Source organism: Shewanella khirikhana (genome assembly GCF_003957745.1).
In the GTDB taxonomy this organism is placed as follows: domain Bacteria; phylum Pseudomonadota; class Gammaproteobacteria; order Enterobacterales; family Shewanellaceae; genus Shewanella; species Shewanella khirikhana.
The window spans coordinates 1,358,157-1,376,634 of the sequence record NZ_CP020373.1; the positions used below are offsets into that span (position 1 = coordinate 1,358,157).

Here is an 18,478-nt window from a genome sequence, read left to right on the forward strand (position 1 = left end):
TAAAAAGGCGCATCTGGAATAATGCGCCTTTTTAGTGGGATCAGCCCTGGCCGTCCTGGCCGAAAAAGTAAGTTACCCGTTCTCGTGGATTGAGATAATTGAAGATTTTCTCGGGTAGCGCGGCGGGTGGCAGACAGCGCACTATGCTGAGTCCCTCGGCTTCAAGGTCAATTATAGGAGCCTGATCTTTTGGCACCAGCGCATCGTAAACCATGATCCTCGGGAACAGCAGCTTACTGAGGTTAACGGCCATGACCATACCGAACTGACCACTGGTCAGCTCGACAACAGAGCCTGGCGGGTAAATCCCCAACATACGGATAAGTTGACCGATAAAGTCGCCATTGAGTTTACCTTTGTAATTTTTGAAGAGATAACCCAATGCCGCATAAGGGGTTTTCGCTTTGGAAACGTTTTCAGGATGGCAAAGTTTGTCGTACTCATTCACCACAGCTGCGAGCTGTGACAGCTGGCATAGCTCCTTGGCTTTTAATGCTTTGGGGTAGCCGGTGCCGTCCAAAAATTCGTGGTGATTGGTGATGACCGGCAAGGCCTTTTCGGGGAAATTCTCGGCAAGCTTCACCAGCTCAGCGCCAAAAAGCGGATGCTGCTTGATAAAGTTCTCTTCCGGTGTGGTCAGCGGTGCCTGCTTTTTTAAGATTTGAGCCGGCACCTTGAGCTTGCCCACGTCGTGGAACAGTGCTCCCATGCCGAGCGCCTCAATTTCGCTTCGCTCCCAGCCCAGCTCCTTGGCGATGAGCATGCTCAGCACGGCCACGTTAAGGGAGTGATAGTAGATGCCATCGTCTTTTTTGGCGTCGCCCATCAGATGCAGCACCAGGTTATCGCTGTCGAGCAGCTGGCTGGTGATGTCGTGGATAAGGGCTTCGGCATCCTGAATTGCATTCAGAGGGCGGCTTCGCAACTTGCTGATAAGGCTTCGCATTTTGGCAAGCGAGCGGTCAAATTCCTGCTCGGTTTTGCCCAGTTCGCGGCGCATCTTCTTCAGCTTGTCGATTTGCTCTTGCTTCTTTTTGTCGAGGGTTTCCCGCAGTGGTTCCAGGGATTCTGCAGGCGCTGGCTTATTCGCAGCTTCTTCTTTCAGCGGCGGCACATCGCTGCGATCGAGATCGACAAACACATGCTCAATACCCAGGCTTCTGATCAGCTGGATTTGCGCTTCTTGTTTCAGGCGGAAGCTGTTGAATAAAAAAGGGTGGTCCTTCCAGGCCACAGGCAGGCGAACAAAGTTGCCAACCTGCAGTTGGTTGACGCTAACCTTACAACATTTATTCATATGGGGTCAGTCAATTACGAGAGGGTTAAGTTTAGCCCAATGGTAATACTTTACAATTACTTAACTGACGTGTCAGCATAGTAAGACATAAGAATTCCCTGAGTGTGACATGGATTTTATCGAAGTATACCCGAACGCGATACCGGATGAGCTGTGTGATCGCTTAATTAGTGTGCTGGAACAACATCCTGGCGTGGTTGACGGCAAAACCGGCAATGGGGTGGACAAAGAGAAAAAGCTCAGCCGGGACATCACACTGGACGCCTTCAACGAATTAATGCCTATCCGCAACGAACTGCTTGGCTATGCGCTCAAGGGCACGGTGGATTACTTTGATAAGTATTCCATGGCACTGATGGGGGCGGTCGCCGTGCAGGTGGCGGACGAGCAGGGCAAGCCGGTGACCCTGACTCCGGCAAACTATGACACTCTTGGCCATCCACGCGCCGATGCACTGGTGAAGTACCTGTATCGCAGCGGGACCATCAATATCCAAAAGTATCCCAAGGGCAAGGGCGGCTACCCACACTGGCACTCAGAGCAGTTTCCCCAAAATGGACATAACGAAGCGCTGCACCGGGTGGTGCTGTATATGTTTTACCTCAATGATGTTGAAGAGGGCGGCGAGACAGAGTTTTTCTATCAGGGCCGTAAACTGAAGCCGACCAAGGGCACCATGGTGATTGCGCCCGCAGGCTTTACTCACACCCACAGAGGCAATGTGCCGCAAAGCTCGGATAAATACATAGCGACTTCCTGGGTAATGTTTAATCGCGCCGAGCAGCTGTACGCGAAGCTGGGGCAGTAGTTCGCGCCGCTTAGCGCCGCCCACTACAGATTATGCAAAAAGAGATTATGCAAAAAGGCCGCAATGCGGCCTTTTTTTTAACCCAATTTCACTGGCAGAACAGTTACAGCGGGATGCGGATCCGGAACAGAGCGCCTTCCAGAATGGACTCTTCAATGGTCAGCACGCCGTTGTAGCTCGACACGATTTCGTGGCAAACCGCAAGCCCGATACCCTGGCCCGGGCTTTGGGTGTCGGCCCTCACGCCGCGCTCGATAATCTTTTGCCGCAGGCTCTCGGCCACGCCGGGGCCATCGTCTTCCACTCTGAGTTCAAATTCGCCGCGGGCGTTGATTTCGGCGCTCACCCGCACCATGCCAATACACAGCCGGAAGGCATTTTCCATCAGGTTGCCACACAGCTCCATAATGTCGCCTTTATCGCCGGGGAACAGCAACATAGGTGGAATGCGGGCAGAAAACTGCACGTCTTTGTCGCGATAGATTTTGAACAGCATCTGCGATAGCTGAGTCACCAGTGGCAGCAGCTGGGTTTGCTCCTGCTTCAGGCCTTTACGACCGAGCATGGCGCGCTTGAGCTGATACTTCACCAGATGATCCATCTGGCTGACCTGTTCCATTACCTTTTCGCCGGCTTCCTGTTGATGCAGCGCCCTGTCATCCAGAATGGCATGCACCGCTGCCAGCCGGGTTTTGAGGCTGTGGGCGAGGTCATTCATGGCGTTTTGATAACGCTCCTGCTGGGCAGCTGATTGCTGCAGCAGTTGGTTAAGTGCCTGGGTAACGCCTTCAAGCTCCACCGGGTAGCCGTCCGATAAGGACTTGGCTTTGCCATCGGCAATGGATTTGAGTTCTTCCTGCATCCGCACCAGCGGACGCATCCCCCAGTAGGCGGCACTGACCAGCAGGATCAGCGCCAGTACCAACACCAGTGCCAGCCTGAAATAGGTACGGCGACTGAACTTGCTGTATTCCTGCTCGAGTTTCTCGGCATCTTTCATTACCAGCAGGTTGTAGTGCACCTTGGCGATGTCCACCGACAGCATATAGATGTAGTAGCCGCGGCCATCGGAGAGGGTAAGGTAGTAGGGCGGCGACTCGCCTTTGATTTCGGCAAAGCGCTCACAGGTGTCGAACAGCCCCCGGTCAACCGCCATCGAAGAGGTCCATACCTGCTTGAATCTGTCATCGCAGCTGGCCATTACGTAGCGCTCGGTTTTGCGGTTCTCTTCAAGCCAGGCGCTGGTGTCGGGGATAAGGTCGTGCTCGCGCAGCTCTGCCGCCACCTGAGGGATTTCGGCAATCAGCTGGGCGGTTTCTTCGTTGTAGGAGTTTTGCGCATGGAGGATGTTCACCATCCAGGCCAAACCAAAGCCCACCAGAGTAATAATCGACAGGGATGTGAGGTACATCCTTGTCAGCAGGCGGCGTTTGGGTTTGAGCTTGAAGCGCATGGCTTAGTTACAGGGCAGGTTGAATTTGTAGCCCTGGCCCCGAATGGTCACTATGGGGTTATCCATACCATCCCGGGTCAGCTTTTTACGCAGGCGGCTTACCATCACTTCGATGGTGTTGGGATCGCCTTCTTTGTCGCCGTAAATCACATCCAAAAGTCGCTGCTTGGCGACCACTTCATGGCTGTGACGCATCAGATATTCGAGGATGAGATATTCAAAGGCGGTGATTTCGAGGATTTCATCATCGAGGGTGACCTGCTTGGCGGCAAGGTCGAGCACCAAAGAGCCTGAGGTAATTTTGGGTTTCACAAAACCGGCACTGCGGCGCACCAGTGCATCGAGACGGGCAACCAGCTCTTCTTTTTGAAAGGGTTTTACCAGGTAATCGTCGGCACCGGCATTCAGGCCTTCCACTTTGTCCTGCCAGTTAACCCGGGCGGTGAGAATAAGAATGGGCGCTTTGAGTTCGGCGTCGCGCAGACGGGTAATCAGTTCAATACCGTCCTGATCCGGCAGCCCCAAATCGACAATGGCAACATCGATGGGATAGTTGGTCGCCTGAAAAAAACCTTCCTGAGCCGTGTTGGCTACCTGTACCTGATTTCCAAGCTCACTGAGCTGAACTTTGAGGTGGTGTGACAGCAAAGGATCATCTTCAACAACCAGAATTCTCATAACAGGGTTCCCATGCAAATTTCGGCCAGTTTACGTGCTAAAGGCTTGAGAGTAAAAATTTTCCACTATTCTATGACGAATATTCTTAATGAACGCTGACCGGTAAGCGCCCAAGCCCTTGTCAGCTTGACTGGATGCGTTACAATCCGTGCACCAAATTGACCCTGGAATTTACACCCATGAAAAACATCGCCAAATTGATGCTGGTGTTGCTGGCAGGCGTTGCACCAGCGGCCTATGCCACCACCTTTACCTTTACAGCTATTCCCGATGAAGACGAGACCAAGCTGCGCAGCCGTTTCGAGAAGGTGGCAGACTATTTGGAAACCCAGCTTGGCGTGGAAGTAAAGTATGTACCTGTGAAGTCTTACTCCGCTGCCGTCACTGCGTTTCGTAACAATCAGGTACAGCTTGCCTGGTTTGGCGGTTTGTCCGGTGTGCAGGCCCGTCGCCTGGTGCCGGGCTCTGAAGCCATTGCCCAGGGCTACGAAGACCAGTTCTTCAAAAGCTATATCATCGCTCACCACAGCACCGGCCTGACCCAGGGCACTAACTTTCCGGCCATTGGCGGTTACACCTTCACCTTTGGCTCCAAAGACTCAACCTCTGGCCGTTTGATGCCGCAGTTCTTTATTGAGCGCAACCTGGGTAAGCGTCCTGAAGATCTGTTTAAGCGCGTGGGTTTCTCCGGTGACCACAGCCGCACTGTGACCCAGGTTGAGGCCGGTGTGTATCAGGTGGGCGCGGTCAACTACAAGGTATGGGACTCCATGGTGGAAGCTGGTAAAGTGGATGCCAGCAAGGTGCAGGTGGTGTGGGAAAGCCCGGCTTACCCTGACTACCAGTGGACCATCCGCGGCGATGTAAACAAAACCTATGGCGACGACTTTAAAGCTAAAGTCACCAAGGTACTGCTGGAGATGAAAGACCCTGATCTGCTGTCTTCTTTCCCACGCCAGTCGTTTGTGCCTGCCGATAACGAAGACTATCAGCCAGTTGAAGACGTGGCCAAAGCCATCGGCCTTATCGACTGATTATGCTTGATATCCAAGGGTTAACCCTTGCCTATGCTGACCGGGAGATCCTGCGCGATCTCTCGGTTTCGTTTAGGGCTGGGCAAAAAGTCGCTATTCTGGGTGCCTCGGGGGCCGGGAAATCCACCTTACTGACGCACCTGCATAAACGTCTGGCCGCTGATGCCGCTCTGTGTGCCCAAAGCCAGGGGCTGGTCGAGGGCTTAAGCCTTTACCACAATATTTATATGGGGGCGCTGGCCCGCCATAACGCCTTGTATAACCTAGCTAATCTTGTCAGGCCGTTTGGCTCACGTCTGGATGAAGTGCACAAGATTTGCCAGAGCCTCGAGCTCGATATGCCAGCCTCTACCCTGGTGAGCCGCTTGTCCGGCGGTCAGCGGCAGCGGGTGGCCATTGGCAGGGCCTTGTATCAGCAAAAATCCATTTTTCTGGGGGACGAGCCGGTCTCAGCCCTGGATCCTGCCATGGCTGATAGGGTCATCCAGCATATCAATCGCAGCCACGAAACCGTGGTGATGGTGCTGCACAACCGTCATCAGGCGCTGACCCATTTCGATCGTATTCTTGGGCTTGCCGATGGCGGCTTGCAGCTGGATGCACCGGCTGCAAGTTTGCAGTTGGCAGATTTGGACCGTTTTTATTCCGCTGAAGACGGCAGTGATACCGTTCACGACGACTTGAACCAGGCGATTACACCCGCAGCACATCCGGGAGAGCCCCGGTGAAAACAGGCTTTTTTGGCCGCTGGCAGCGGCTGACCCTGGGTCTGTGGCTGGTGTGTTTCGGCGCCTTTTTCTTTGCCGATACTGAAGTTATTGCCCTCGAACCCTGGAATGAACTTGGCCGCATGGCCAAGGGCTTTATTTCCCCTGACTTTCTGGCCACCGATCATCTGTTTGAAGCCCTGTGGCAAACGGTCAGCTTTGCGCTGCTCGGTGTTGCGTTGGGGCTTGTTATCGGGATCCCGCTGTCACTGGTGTACCACAGGCCCTGGGTCGCAGCGTTTTGCGCCTTTATCCGTGCTATCCATGAACTCTTTTGGGCACTGCTGTTTTTGCAGCTGTTTGGTCTGTCGCCCATTACCGGGGTGTTGGCGCTGGCGCTCCCTTACGGCACCACCTTTGCGCGGGTGTTTCACGATATTCTGTGCCGTGCCCCCAAAGATACCGGCAGTACCTTGCCAGCTGGCACGGATGTGGTCAGCCACTATGTGTATGCCAAAGTCGTGCATGTGCTGCCGGAGCTTCTGGCCTATGTGCGCTACCGCTTCGAATGTGCGCTTCGAAGCAGTGCTGTGCTTGGCTTTGTCGGTATGCCCACGCTGGGCTTTCATCTGGAAAGTGCCTTTAAACAGGGGCATTACAGCGAAGGCGCGGCTCTGCTTATTCTGTTTATTATCCTGATTGGCATCTTGCCCTATTGGTGCAAAAAAGCTCTGTTGCCGCTGTATCTGCTGGCGGCGGTGGTGTTCTTGCCGCCTGTGGCTGCTATCGATGGCATGCTCATCTGGCGCTTTGTCAGCGAAGACATCTGGCCTTATGCCATTCGTCAGTGGTTTGGCGGTGAACTCACCCTGCTGCCGGCGCTCGCTGACACCAGCAACTGGTTGATGACGCTGCTTAAAAATCAGGCATTACCCGGCATAGGCGCGACCCTGCTGCTGGCTTTTGCGGCGCTGGGGTTGACCCATATGCTGGTGCTGCTGATGTTGCCCCTTGGCTACCGACCTTTGGTGGGCCGCCTTGGCGATTGGTTCAGCCGAGGCTGGCAACTGCTGCTTCGCTCGGTACCTGAGTACATTCTGGCGTTTGTGTTTATGTTGCTGCTTGGCCCTTCAATGCTGCCGGCCATTCTGGCGCTGGCGCTGCATAACTCAGGCCTGATAGCGTTTTTAACCAGCCGCAGTGCCAACCGCTTAAGTCCGAGGCCAGAAGATAAAGCGGGGCTGGATGGGTTTGGCTATCGGGTGCTGCCGGCGATCTATCCCGGCATGATGGCGCTGCTGTTTTATCGGTTTGAAGTGATTTTGCGGGAAACCGCCATTCTCGGTATGCTCGGCGTGGCGACCCTGGGCTTTTACATCGACAGCAATTTCTCGGAAATTCGCTTTTCCGGTGCTTTGGTACTGATGGCGGTAACGGCCCTGATGAACGTGGCGGTGGACGCTGCGGCCCGCCGTGCCCTTGGGCAGGAGAGCCGTCAGCGGGAACGCTGTTAACGCGTTAATATCCCTTCAATATTATGCCGCAGGGGCCTGTGCTCTGGCGCGTTTGAGGCGAATGATGCCTTCACAGCACCAGGCGGCATAGGCCACAAAGGCCATAACCCCGCTCATGATGCACACCAGGCGTACCCAGGGGGCACCCGCGGCAAGGCGCATGCTGACATAATCAAAGGTCGCAATGCCCCACACAGCCACCAGGGCGCCAAGCAGCACCAGTTGCAGCGCCCGCAGCGCATACTCGCGGCCGAAACACAATAAAGGCGCCGCGGCAAAGGCCAGGGCGCCAACGAGGTTACTGTATCTTAAGAAGTGTGCGCCGGTGAGCAAACAGGCCAGCACAATCAATAACACACGCCACCACATAAAATACCTTATCAAAACAGTCTGGATTGTGATGTCAGCTTAACGGTAATGGTGGCGGGGGTCTTTAAGCTGCATCACATATCCATGATTTATCGCCTCGGGGCGTACTGTTTGCTCAGTTGCCGAGCATGGCTTTGAGTTCATTGCGCTGCTCGTCAGTCAGGTCGCTGTCTGAGAGGATCTCTTTGAGCATCTTGAACTGAATTGCCTGGCTATCGACGCTGTGCAGCTCCATGGCCAAGTCCTCATCTCCGGCATGATGCAGCACCATCACCCTGTGGCCATCTTCATCCAAATCAATCTGTTGTACGCTGGAAATCACAATTTCACGGATAGAGTCGCCAATCCGGGACATCTCTTCGGCCCGAGCGCTAATTTCTTCGCTGCGGCTTTCCATTTCGGCTTCGCGGACCCGCAGCTGCTGTTTCAGCGCTTTAAGCTCAGCAATGTCGCCCTTGCTGATCACATGGGTTTTGCCGCTGCGAATGGATTGCAGGGTGTTAATGATATCGGCGCGGCTTTCGTTATCGAGCGCTGACAGCTTGTTATCAATCAGCGCCGCGTCGGCCAGCTCGTCACCTTCCAGAGTAAAGCTTGAGCTTTCGCCGTCTTTGACCACGGTGATGAACACCTTCTTGGGCGAATCCGCTTCCATGGTGACTCGCTCAACTATTTCCCTGGGGGCCTTGGCCGCCCCTGTGGTCACCTCTGCATCCGAGGGCAGACTGGATGGCGCGGCCTGCAGCTCGCCGGATATCAGTGCAGTAGACAGAATAGCCGGGGAAAGCAGGGCAGAAACAACCAGACTGGAAGCGAGCAGCGCATTGGTTTTCATAGCAATTATCCTTTTGTTGTCGATAAAAATTGACCCTAGGTCCGTCACAGATAAGGCGATAAGCGTGCCAAAATCGTAAAATTCATGTAAAACAAATGGATGCGTTTATTTGAAGTAAATCCGTTGTCAGCCGACCGCCTGATTTCGGGAAGCGGATTTCCTGAAATGGGGAAATCTTTGTAGAAGAACCGGCAAGGTTACGGATGTTTGTCGCAAGGTCTGTGTGTTAGCTGCTGATTTAAAGGAAGAATTGCTATTTATTGGTTGCAGGGCTTAACTGGCACTCTTTTTGTTATCTCCTGAGTACCCGTGCCTGTTGCCCTGATACTTGCCTGCCACGGCAAGTGCGGGCACAAGGCACACAGACGTTTTGATACAACAAATCGATACAGGATGACTCATGTCGATAAAACACTATCTGTTTGCACTCTTTGGCGGCTTGATCCTGCTGCTGGGGCTCAGCCAATTGCTGATTGGCGAGGCCCTCAAACAGCAACTGGATGAAGATTTGCGCAAAGACTCTCTGGCCCTGTCGCGTCAACTGGTGGACATAGTCGTTGAGGATTTGGGTGAAAATCTGCAATTTGTGCAAAAGGTGCACATCAACCGTGATGAAGCGGCGATTTCGCCCGAAGACCGGGTGCTGCTGGAGACCCTTAAAGTTGAGGTGCCAAGCGAGTCTGAGATTATCGAGTTGCAGCAGCTCGAAGTTGGCCGCGCCATGGCCGAAGTGGAGGCCAAACTCGAGGCTCGCGCTGAGCTTGAACGAGAGGCGATGAGCGAGCAGCACAGTGAAAATTCAGCCAGCTACCGCGAGCGGGATGAACAGATCCGTCAGACTCTGTCTCAGGAGCTCGAAAAACTGTCGCGGATGCAGGAGCTGCTGACCCGTGAGTATCAGCAGGCGCTGCACCAGTCGCTGGACACCTTAACCATTAACACCAGCGAGACCGACGATGGCGGCCGGGTGATGGTGGTGCGTACCCGCGATGGCACTCAGATTGAACGCAGACCGCTTGAACTCCGTCAGAATAATGTATCAGAGGCCCTGAGCCGCTTTCGCGAATGGATGGCGGCGCTGATTTTGGTGTCGTCGATGCTGGCGCTGATTTTTGTGTATTGGCTCAGCCGCCGGGTCAGTGGCCCCTTGAGTGAGTTGGCGCTTGGCCATCGTAAACTCGGTGAAGGTGAGCTTGGTTATCAGGTTGCGCCCCGTGGTGTGGATGAAATCAAAAAGATGCTCGAAGGCTTCAATGCCATGAGCAATAAGCTTGCCGAGCTCAGTGCCCGGGAGCAGCAAATGGCTAATCAGCAGCATTTGGCGGAGCTTGGCGAAATCACCCGTGGTATCGCCCATAGCCTGCGCAATCCACTGCATACGCTGGGGCTGCTGGCTGAAAACCAAAGCGCCAGCGAGGACAGTGAAGAGCGAGCCCGTCAGCTTGGGCTTATTCAGCAGAAAATTGCCATGATGGATAAGCACATACAATCGCTGCTGACGCTATCCTCCAGCGAGGTGGACCGCAGTCGTCCTGTGCCGGTAAATGCGGTGGTGCAGGATATTTTGCTGGAGCTTTCAGTGGCGGGCATCAAACCCGAGCTTAAGCTCACCGGCTTTGATACCGAGTACCGGCTTGCGGGAATGGAATCTGAGGTGCGCAGCATTCTTCATGCGGTGATGATAAACGCCATTGAGGCGCAGCCGGGGCAGCAATCGCCCTGGCTTGGGATTGATATTGGTTATCAGGGCGAGAATGGCAATCGCGGTCTGCTGATAGCGGTGACAGACAAGGGCCCTGGCATAGACGATAGCCTTATCGCCCGCCTGGGTCAGCCCCACGTGACAACCAAGCCGGAAGGTACCGGCATGGGGCTTTACATTGCCAGCCGCCTGCTTGCCAGTCACTATGGCGGCAGGCTTAGTTTCGAGCGACTTGCCGAGGGCGGCAGCCGGGTGAGTGTGTATTTCAGCAATGGGGAGAGCAGATGACGCTGGAAATTTTGGTCGTCGAAGATGAACAGGGGCAAAGGGAACTGATTGTTTCCATGCTGAAAAGTGAAGGCTACCGCATTCGGGAAGCCGACTGCGTAGAAGCCGCCATTGTCGAAATCAAGGCCCGGACACCTGATCTGGTGTTCTCCGACTGGAAGCTTGGCAGCTTAAGTGGCATGGATTTACTCAATTTCGTCAAACGCGAGTTCCCTGAAGTTGGCTTTATCATGGCCACGGCCTACGGCACCATCACCAATGCGGTGGATGCAATTCAGGCCGGCGCCGACGATTACCTGACCAAGCCATATCAGCGCCAGGCGCTGCTGCTGGCTATCTCAAAAGTGGCGCGCTCCCAGGCGCTTAAGCGTGAAAACAAGGCGCTCAGCAGTGCCTTGTCGCAGCAGCAGTCGCTGGTGGGGCTGGTGGGCAAGGCGCCCTGTATGCAAAAGGTGTTCGACCGCTTAAGCCGGGTCAGTGGCACCGATGCCACAGTGCTGATTGGCGGCGAGAGCGGCACAGGTAAAGAGCTTGCCGCCAGGGCATTGCACCAGCTTTCCCGCCGCGCCCATAAGCCGTTTATTGCCATTAACTGCGGCGCCATTCCTGAAAATCTGGCCGAAGCCGAACTGTTTGGCGCCGAAAAGGGCGCCTTCACCGGCGCCATTGCGCTCAAGGTGGGCAAACTGGAAGCGGCGGATGGCGGAACTGTATTTCTCGATGAAGTGGGCGAGCTGCCACTGCTACAACAAACCAAGTTGCTGCGCTTTTTGCAGGAAGGGGTTATCACCCGTCTTGGCGCCCAAAAAGAGCAGCAACTCGATGTGCGGGTCATTGCTGCCACCCACAGAGATCTGCGCCTCGAAGTGGCCGAAGGGCGCTTTCGCGAAGACTTGTTTTATCGCCTGAATGTGGTGCCGGTGGTGATGCCGCCGCTGCGCGAGCGACGTGAAGACATAGGTCGGCTGATTGAGCATTTTTTGCGGCTGCATTCGGGGCAGTATGGGCTGGATGTTGCCAATATCAGCCATCAGGCGATGCGTTTTTTACTTGATTACCACTGGCCCGGTAACGTAAGGGAGCTTTCCAACCGGATAGAGCGCTTTGTGTTGCTCGGTGATGAAGCCGAGCTTACTCAGGAGAGCGGCACCGCCATTGCCAAAGATGAATGGCAGCTGCCCGATGAAGGTATCGAGTGGGAAGCCTTCGAGGCCCGCTGCCTGGGCCAGGCGATGGCTCGCTTCGATGGCAACCGCACCAAGGCCGCCAAGTGGCTTGGCATGAGTTACAAGGCGTTTTTATACCGCCTGGAAAAACACCGTTTGGTGTAGCGTTTGCCGATTAATTAGCAGATGCAAGAAGGCCGCACACTGATAACCAGAGTGCGGCCTTTTGGTTTTGCCAGCCACAGGGTTAGCTCAGCAGCTCGCTTATCAGGCTGGCCAGGATGCCGACACTCACCAGCATAAACAGTGCTCCGGTGATAAGGTCGATAACGGGGCCGATACGTACCAGCGTCTGCTTAACGCCGGGCTTGGTCAACAGCAGCGCCAGTAAGCCAAACCAGGCAAAGGAGAGGGCAAACATCAGCAGCAGCAAACTCAGCCGGGTTTCAGTGTTGACCTCAGGGCCAACCATGGCGGAAAACAGGGTCAGGAAAAACACCAGCGCCTTGGGGTTGAACAGGTTGGTGTAGAGGCCAAGCCTGAGTCCGCGGCCATTGCCAAGGGCAGGCTCATCCACGGCCGGGGTGTCGCTCAGTTGCTGACTTTGACGCTCGGCCCAGTGCTTTCTCACCGACAGCAGCGCGCCCACGCCCATGTAACCAAGATAAATCGCGCCAATCGCCTGCACCAACACAAACAGCCAGGGGGTGGTGTGGATTATCAGGCTCAGCCCGGTAAGGCTTGCCAGCGTATGCACCAGAATCGCCAGAGCTATCCCAAGTGCCGTCATCAGCGCCACAGACCGTGGCTGACGGGTTGAGACTCTGAGCATGATGGCAAAGTCGGGGCCCGGGCTTGCCAGTGCCAGCGTGTGTATCAGGGCGATGCTGCCAAGCAGTGCAAGATCTATCATTTTTGGTTCCGGGTTGCCTGTCGGTAGGCGTTGGGTGAGGTTAAAAAGGCTTGCCTGAAATGGCGGTTAAAGTGGCTTAAATCACAAAAACCGTGGGCGTGGGCGATGTCGGTCAGCGACAGCTCATCGGCCAGCATCAGACTCTTTTTGGCGCGCTCCAGCCTTAGCCGCAGCTGCCACTGGTGCGGGCTTATCCCGGTGGCGGCGCGAAAGCGGCGCAGCAGCTTAAAACGGCCAAGGCCGGTGGCATCGCCAAGCTCATCCAGGGTGACCGGCTCGGGGCTATCCGCCAACATCGCCTTGGCAAGCTGCACATGCGGGCAAGGGTGAGTCACGCCAGATGTCGATGGTGGGCTGACCCAAAACAGCTGCTCGCAAAAATCCAGCAGCGCGGTTTGCTCCATTAAGGGGTTTTGCTGCTGATACAAGAGCCCATGCAGGGTTAAAAACCGCTGATACAGGCACTCGTCGCGCCGAAGGGGAGAGACGAAACCCGTGTTTTTAACCCCAATTTCGGCGGCCGCCTGCTGCAAATGCTCAAGTGGCAGCGACAGCACCCGCACTTCGTAGCCGTTTTCGGTGGCGGCTGTGCCATCGTGGCATTCATCCGGGCTCAGGGTTGAGACATCGCCTGCACTCAGACAATAGCTTTGGCCGCGATGATGAAACGCCTGGGCGCCGTGGATCACCACTCCAAAGTGCACATCTTCATGGACATGGCGGCCAAAATCGAACTGGCGCAAAAATCCATGGCTCAGCTCCGCCCCTTTGAGGGTGCGGCTTTGTCTGAATTCAAGAATTTCCTGTTGCATCTGCCACCTGATGTGAAACAATTTAGCCCAGTTTACGGGGCAGTTCCGGCCGCAGGCTAGAAAAATATTGCAGCGGCATGGACGCAAATTTGCGACAGCGGAGTGAAGTGTGAAAGGACAGATTTTACGTGAGATGCGGGTTCTCAAAGCCATTACACCGGACTTTGAAGTGCAGCGACGGGTAGCCTTTATCAAAGCCAAGTTGCGCGATGCCCACAGTAAGACCCTGGTACTTGGGATAAGCGGTGGGGTGGACTCGTCTGTTACCGGCCGCTTGTGCCAGCTGGCGGTGGATGAACTGAACAGCGAAACCGGCAGTAGCGACTACCGCTTTATTGCCGTGCGCCTGCCATACCATGTGCAAAAAGACGAGCATGAAGCTCAGATGGCATGCCAGTTTATTCAGCCTTCCAAGCTGGTGACTGTGAATGTCGGCTCAGGCAGCGATGGCGTGCACACCGAAACTCTGGCCGGTTTCAAGGCTGCTGGCCTTGAGCTGCCGGAGCAATCCAAGGTAGATTTCGTTAAAGGCAATGTGAAGGCGCGGATGCGCATGATTGCCCAGTACGAAATTGCCGGTTTAACCGGTGGGCTGGTGGTGGGAACCGACCACAGCGCCGAGAATATTACCGGCTTTTATACCAAGTGGGGCGATGGTGCCTGCGATTTGGCGCCACTCTTTGGCCTCAATAAGCGTCAGGTAAGGCAGGTGGCACGTCATTTGGGCGCGCCGGACGTGCTGGTGACCAAGGCGCCAACGGCGGATCTTGAGTGCGACCGCCCGGGGCTTGAAGATGAAGTGGCGCTGGGGCTTAGCTACGATCAGATTGATGACTTCCTCGAAGGCAAAGACGTGCCCAAGTCTGTGGAAGACAAGCTGGTGGGGATTTACAAGGCGACTCAGCACAAGCGTCAATCTATTCCAACCATCTACGATTAATCAAAGCGCCGGCAGTTGCCGGCGTTTTTTCATGGGGATGCGCTGGCGCAGCCGGGTGCGCATCCTCAACGCCGTTTTATCCCAACAAGGAAAGTTAACTCAATGAAAACGCTGCTGATTAAAACCAGTAAACACCTGGTGATAGCCATGGTGTATGCCACTCTGGGGGTTGTGGTTACCGCTCTTGGATTTGGCATCTGGTTTTTAAACAGTCGCGCTGATCTTGCGCCCTGGCACACCAAGGTGCTGGAAAATCGCTTTACTCAACACAGCCCTGATGCCAACTTTGCCGACTATCTGGCACGAGAAGCACGCCTTAAAGCCGAAATTGCCGAAGGCTTTGCCGGGGCAGTGCCGGATGCGGGCTCGCCGGTGAACCGTTATGTGCGTGGCAGCTTATCCGATCCCAGCCACTGGCAGCAGGACTGGAATTGGAGCTACGAGTGGCCCAACCCCAGGGCAAACTATGGCGTGCTCTTTATCCATGGCATGTCGGATTCGCCCTACGCCTTATCGAACCTGGCAGCCGATTTTAAAGCCAGTGCCCACGTGCTTGGGCTCAGATTGCCAGGTCACGGCACCTTGCCCTCGGGGCTTGTGAGTCTGGAGTGGCAGGATATGAGCGCCGCCGTGGCGCTGGCGATAGGCCATCTCAAGACCGAGCTTGGTGACAAGCCGCTGTATATCGTGGGGTTTTCCACCGGCGCTGCGTTGGCGCTGCATCACGAGCTTAAGCGCATTGAGGCTGGCAAGGCGCCCGACAGCCGCGCCATGGTGTTTTTATCCCCGGCAATTGGGCTTGCGCCTGTGGCGCGCGGCGCATATTGGCAGGCGCGCCTGGGGGAGTGGCTTAGGCTTGAGAAGCTTGCCTGGAATGCCCTTGGCATTGAGTACGATCCCTTCAAATACGTATCCTTTGCGGTCAATGCCGGGGATGTGGTGTACCGGCTTGCTGAAGAGAATCAGCGGCAATTACTGTCATTGAGCCCCAGTCAGAAGGCAGCACTGCCGACGGTATTGACCTTTCAGTCGATGGCAGATGATACCGTTTCCAGCCGCGCCGTGGTCGAGTCGCTTTATCTCAATCTGGCCGAGTCTCGCCATCAGCTGGTGCTGTATGACGTTAATCGCAGTCCGATAAATCAGCGGCTGACGCTGTGGGATCCCAAGCTTGAACTTGAGCCGCTTTACAGCTCTCCGGCGATGCAGGCGACAGTGGGCGTGGTGCAAAACCAAACTCTGGAGGATGGCAGCCATCCGCTTGCGGTCGAGTTTAAACCTGTGGTGCCGGACGGTGACGCCACGGCGCTCGGGCGCAGCTGGCCGATGAATGTGTACTCTTTGTCCCACGTGGCGCTGCCGTTTTCCAAGTCCGACAGCCTCTATGGGCCGGGGCTTGTGCCCCACAAAGACAGGATCCAGATTGGGGCGGCGGCATCGCGGGGTGAGCGCGGCATTTTTGCCGTTAGTGCCGATGAAATGCTGCGCCAGAAGTGGAATCCGTTTTATGCGTTTCAGTTACATACCATCAAGGAATTGTTTTATGCGCCCCAGCTGCAGCCAGAGTTGCAGCGGCCACAGTTACAGCAACCACAGTTACAGCAGGGCGTAACAGACGCGGCACTTTAATAGCAGCAATCTGCAAAGCACTATGAAAAAGGCCACAGGGTAAACCCTGTGGCCTTATTTTTTATCCGTTTGGCTTGTTGAGTTTGCCTTACTTTAGCTTGGCGGCTGCCTTATTTTAGTTTGGCTCCGGCTCCTGCTCGGGGCCGGGTTCGTCATCGTTTACCAAGGTGCAGATAACCCGGTTACGGCCGCTGGCTTTTGCCTGATACAGGTTGTCGTCGGCTACCTTGAGCCAGGTTTCCAGCGAGTCGGAAAAACTGGCGTTGGCCACCAGAGCACCGACCGAAATCGACATATGCAAGGGTTCATCGGCGCCGGGGATGCTCACCGGATGCCGCGCCAGACGCTCGCGGAACAGGTTGAGGTGGTGCTCAATCTTAAGTGCATTGGTCATTGGCAGGATCAGCAAAAACTCCTCGCCACCGTAGCGGGCCACCAGATCTGAATCCCGCTTGAAGCTCTGTGCCAGCAGTGTTGCCACCTGTCGCAGGCATTCGTCGCCTGCCAAATGGCCGTGGTTATCGTTGATGGCTTTAAAAAAATCGAGATCCAGGATAACGACCGCAATGGCTTCGCCGCTGCGCTCACACAGGGCTTGTAGCGGCGCAAAACCTGCCACGGCATGGCGGCGGTTATAGAGGCCGGTGAGGGCATCTCGCTCGGCAAGGGCCTGCAGCTTCTGGTTGGCCTTCTCAAGCTCGAAGGTGCGGGTCGCGACCTTTTCTTCAAGCTCCAGCTGATAGCTCATTAACTGCCGCTGGCTGGCTTTAAGGCTTTGATACAGGGTTTGCACTTCGGCGGGAGCATCTGCAGGCAGGGGCTTTGGCTGCTCACCGGGGCTGCTGAATTCGTTGGCAATGGTTTCAAGCGAGCCGGTCAGCATCCGGCTTATCAGTCGCGCCAGGTAGAAGCTTATCACCATGCTGATGATAAGCAGTATGCAGGTGCGCAAAAACTGGGTTTCAGCCAGCTGCATTAAGGGAGCGAATGGTGACAGTACCAGCAGTCGCCAGCCATTTGGCAGCACCTCTTCGGCATAAATGTACTCGGGGTTTGGATTGTCCAGATCGTGCAGGTTAATCAGCTGCAAACTGGTGCGGTACTCAAGGCCACTCTCGGCGGAGGCGAATTCACTCAGCGGCGGAATATCCAGTGGCGCCGATGCGTAGATCACCCGGTTATTGTCATCGGTCAGCAGCAAGAACTGCTCGGAGTGATGGCGGTTTTGGCGGTCAATAAGCACAAAGCGATTCAAATCGAGCGAGCCTTCCAGAATGCCCGACGGGTGACTGGCATTCGCCTTGCCGTATACAGGGGCGCTGATGGCCACGATAGGATCGCTGCCAAATCCTCTGCCGAGAAACACAGGTGAGATAAAAGGTTTCTGATTATAAAAGGCTTCTTTGAAGTAGTGGCGGTCGGCCACGCTGTATTCACCTTTTTGGATAGCATCGTCCATCATCCGCGCTGCCGGGCTTGCCGCCACTATGTTGCCTTGCTCGTTGGCAACCAGCATGGTTAAAAAGGCAGGGTAACCATGGTTGAACTGGGTGAGCCAGTCCTGCTGTTTCTCTGGGGAGTCGCCCATCATCGACAGCCACTGGGCGCCCTGAGTAATCGCCTTTTGGTGTTCGCGCAGGTAATCAAACGTGGATTGGGACAAATGCACCGCATTGTCCTGCAGATTCTTTTTAATCAGCTCCTGCTGGCGTTCAATAAAAAACTGATTGAACAGCAAGGCGGCAACCAGCAGCGCCAGTGAGATAAACAGGGTAAAGCTGTAGGTGAGTTTGTCGCTGAAACGCACCGGCGCCTTGCTGTGGCTGGTGGTATTTTGCATCAGGGTGGGCAACATCATCAGTAACAGTGCGCCCAGCCCTATGTAAAACAGGCCATTAATCGCCTGTTTAAAGGCAATAAAAGGCAGGTGGCTTGCAGGCAGTGGGGTGAGGGTCAGACCATAAAGATAGAACAGTGGCATACCAATCAATAGCCAGAATCCCACCCCGGCATAAAGGGAGTAAATGCCGCGTCTTTTCGCCAGAGCCAGCACCAGGGCTTCGAGCGGGAAAATCACAAACACATGTTTGGCACCCCAGATGGTAAACAGCCCGGCAGCGCAGGCCAGTGCCACGGCCACGGCATAGCGTGGCCCCAGAATGATGGCGGCAATCACATAGGCGGCATTGCCCAAAATCAGCTGCACGTTGGCAAACAGCGGCAGCGGATACAGGTTCAGTAAAAAGCCGCAAATGGCCAGAATAATTGCAGTGCGCGGCGGCGATGCAGTAAAAAAAGACAGCAAGAATGATTTCCCAAAAATCAGCCAAGTT

At 55.2% G+C, this 18,478-nt stretch carries 16 protein-coding genes; 8 read left to right on the top strand and 8 right to left on the bottom strand.

Annotation, left to right across the window (positions count from 1 at the left end):
* Positions 1-40: 40 nt before the first annotated feature.
* Positions 41-1,297 carry an HD-GYP domain-containing protein gene (locus tag STH12_RS05885; protein WP_126166694.1) on the bottom strand — a complete coding sequence of 419 codons (1,257 nt, stop codon included), beginning with the start codon at positions 1,295-1,297 and terminating at the stop codon, positions 41-43.
* Between the two features lie 109 nt (positions 1,298-1,406).
* Here STH12_RS05885 and STH12_RS05890 point away from each other — a divergent pair, with 109 nt between their 5' ends.
* Positions 1,407-2,105: a 2OG-Fe(II) oxygenase gene (locus STH12_RS05890; protein ID WP_126166695.1), complete on the top strand. Its 699-nt coding sequence runs from the start codon at positions 1,407-1,409 to the stop codon at positions 2,103-2,105.
* 103 nt (positions 2,106-2,208) lie between these two features.
* Here STH12_RS05890 and STH12_RS05895 read toward each other — a convergent pair whose 3' ends face one another.
* Together STH12_RS05895 and STH12_RS05900 are read right to left on the bottom strand one after the other, a co-directional pair.
* Positions 2,209-3,558 (bottom strand): ATP-binding protein, encoded by a 1,350-nt coding sequence (locus STH12_RS05895; RefSeq protein ID WP_126166696.1) that lies wholly within the window; start codon positions 3,556-3,558, stop codon positions 2,209-2,211.
* Positions 3,559-3,561: 3 nt separating this feature from the next.
* Complete coding sequence (locus STH12_RS05900) at positions 3,562-4,236, bottom strand: response regulator (RefSeq protein ID WP_126166697.1); 675 nt, start codon at positions 4,234-4,236, stop codon at positions 3,562-3,564.
* 179 nt (positions 4,237-4,415) lie between these two features.
* Here STH12_RS05900 and STH12_RS05905 point away from each other — a divergent pair, with 179 nt between their 5' ends.
* The 3 genes from STH12_RS05905 to STH12_RS05915 are packed head-to-tail and all read left to right on the top strand — an operon-like array spanning position 4,416 to position 7,491.
* The gene (locus STH12_RS05905) at positions 4,416-5,270 is read left to right on the top strand and encodes a putative selenate ABC transporter substrate-binding protein (RefSeq protein WP_126166698.1); all 855 of its coding nucleotides are present in this window, start codon (positions 4,416-4,418) and stop codon (positions 5,268-5,270) included.
* A gap of 2 nt (positions 5,271-5,272) precedes the next feature.
* Positions 5,273-5,998: an ATP-binding cassette domain-containing protein gene (locus tag STH12_RS05910; RefSeq protein WP_126166699.1), complete on the top strand. Its 726-nt coding sequence runs from the start codon at positions 5,273-5,275 to the stop codon at positions 5,996-5,998.
* Entirely contained in the window at positions 5,995-7,491 is a 1,497-nt protein-coding gene (locus tag STH12_RS05915; RefSeq protein WP_126166700.1) for a PhnE/PtxC family ABC transporter permease, read from the top strand. Before STH12_RS05910 ends, STH12_RS05915 begins: the two co-directional genes overlap by 4 nt.
* Positions 7,492-7,512: 21 nt before the next feature.
* Here STH12_RS05915 and STH12_RS05920 read toward each other — a convergent pair whose 3' ends face one another.
* Together STH12_RS05920 and STH12_RS05925 are read right to left on the bottom strand one after the other, a co-directional pair.
* Positions 7,513-7,860 carry a hypothetical protein gene (locus STH12_RS05920; RefSeq protein ID WP_126166701.1) on the bottom strand — a complete coding sequence of 116 codons (348 nt, stop codon included), beginning with the start codon at positions 7,858-7,860 and terminating at the stop codon, positions 7,513-7,515.
* A gap of 115 nt (positions 7,861-7,975) precedes the next feature.
* On the bottom strand, positions 7,976-8,695 hold the full coding sequence (locus STH12_RS05925) for a hypothetical protein (RefSeq protein ID WP_126166702.1): 720 nt from the start codon (positions 8,693-8,695) through the stop codon (positions 7,976-7,978).
* Positions 8,696-9,095: 400 nt separating this feature from the next.
* Between STH12_RS05925 and STH12_RS05930 the strand changes: the two genes are divergently transcribed.
* Together STH12_RS05930 and STH12_RS05935 are read left to right on the top strand one after the other, a co-directional pair.
* Positions 9,096-10,685 (top strand): sensor histidine kinase, encoded by a 1,590-nt coding sequence (locus tag STH12_RS05930; protein ID WP_126166703.1) that lies wholly within the window; start codon positions 9,096-9,098, stop codon positions 10,683-10,685.
* A complete protein-coding gene (locus STH12_RS05935; protein ID WP_126166704.1) occupies positions 10,682-12,016 on the top strand; it encodes a sigma-54-dependent transcriptional regulator in 1,335 nt (444 codons plus the stop codon). Before STH12_RS05930 ends, STH12_RS05935 begins: the two co-directional genes overlap by 4 nt.
* Before the next feature lie 82 nt (positions 12,017-12,098).
* Here STH12_RS05935 and STH12_RS05940 read toward each other — a convergent pair whose 3' ends face one another.
* Positions 12,099-12,764, bottom strand: coding sequence for a LysE family transporter (locus tag STH12_RS05940; protein ID WP_237158764.1), 666 nt, complete (start codon positions 12,762-12,764; stop codon positions 12,099-12,101).
* On the bottom strand, positions 12,761-13,576 hold the full coding sequence (locus STH12_RS05945) for an AraC family transcriptional regulator (RefSeq protein ID WP_164551149.1): 816 nt from the start codon (positions 13,574-13,576) through the stop codon (positions 12,761-12,763). The genes STH12_RS05940 and STH12_RS05945 overlap by 4 nt, the downstream gene beginning before the upstream one ends.
* 109 nt (positions 13,577-13,685) lie before the next feature.
* On the opposite strand from STH12_RS05945, the gene nadE reads away from it, so the two are divergent.
* Positions 13,686-14,516: an ammonia-dependent NAD(+) synthetase gene (nadE, locus tag STH12_RS05950; RefSeq protein ID WP_126166706.1), complete on the top strand. Its 831-nt coding sequence runs from the start codon at positions 13,686-13,688 to the stop codon at positions 14,514-14,516.
* Between the two features lie 102 nt (positions 14,517-14,618).
* Positions 14,619-16,145 carry an alpha/beta hydrolase gene (locus STH12_RS05955; RefSeq protein WP_126166707.1) on the top strand — a complete coding sequence of 509 codons (1,527 nt, stop codon included), beginning with the start codon at positions 14,619-14,621 and terminating at the stop codon, positions 16,143-16,145.
* 115 nt (positions 16,146-16,260) lie between these two features.
* Here STH12_RS05955 and STH12_RS05960 read toward each other — a convergent pair whose 3' ends face one another.
* The gene (locus STH12_RS05960; protein WP_126166708.1) at positions 16,261-18,450 is read right to left on the bottom strand and encodes a sensor domain-containing diguanylate cyclase; all 2,190 of its coding nucleotides are present in this window, start codon (positions 18,448-18,450) and stop codon (positions 16,261-16,263) included.
* Positions 18,451-18,478: the final 28 nt, after the last annotated feature.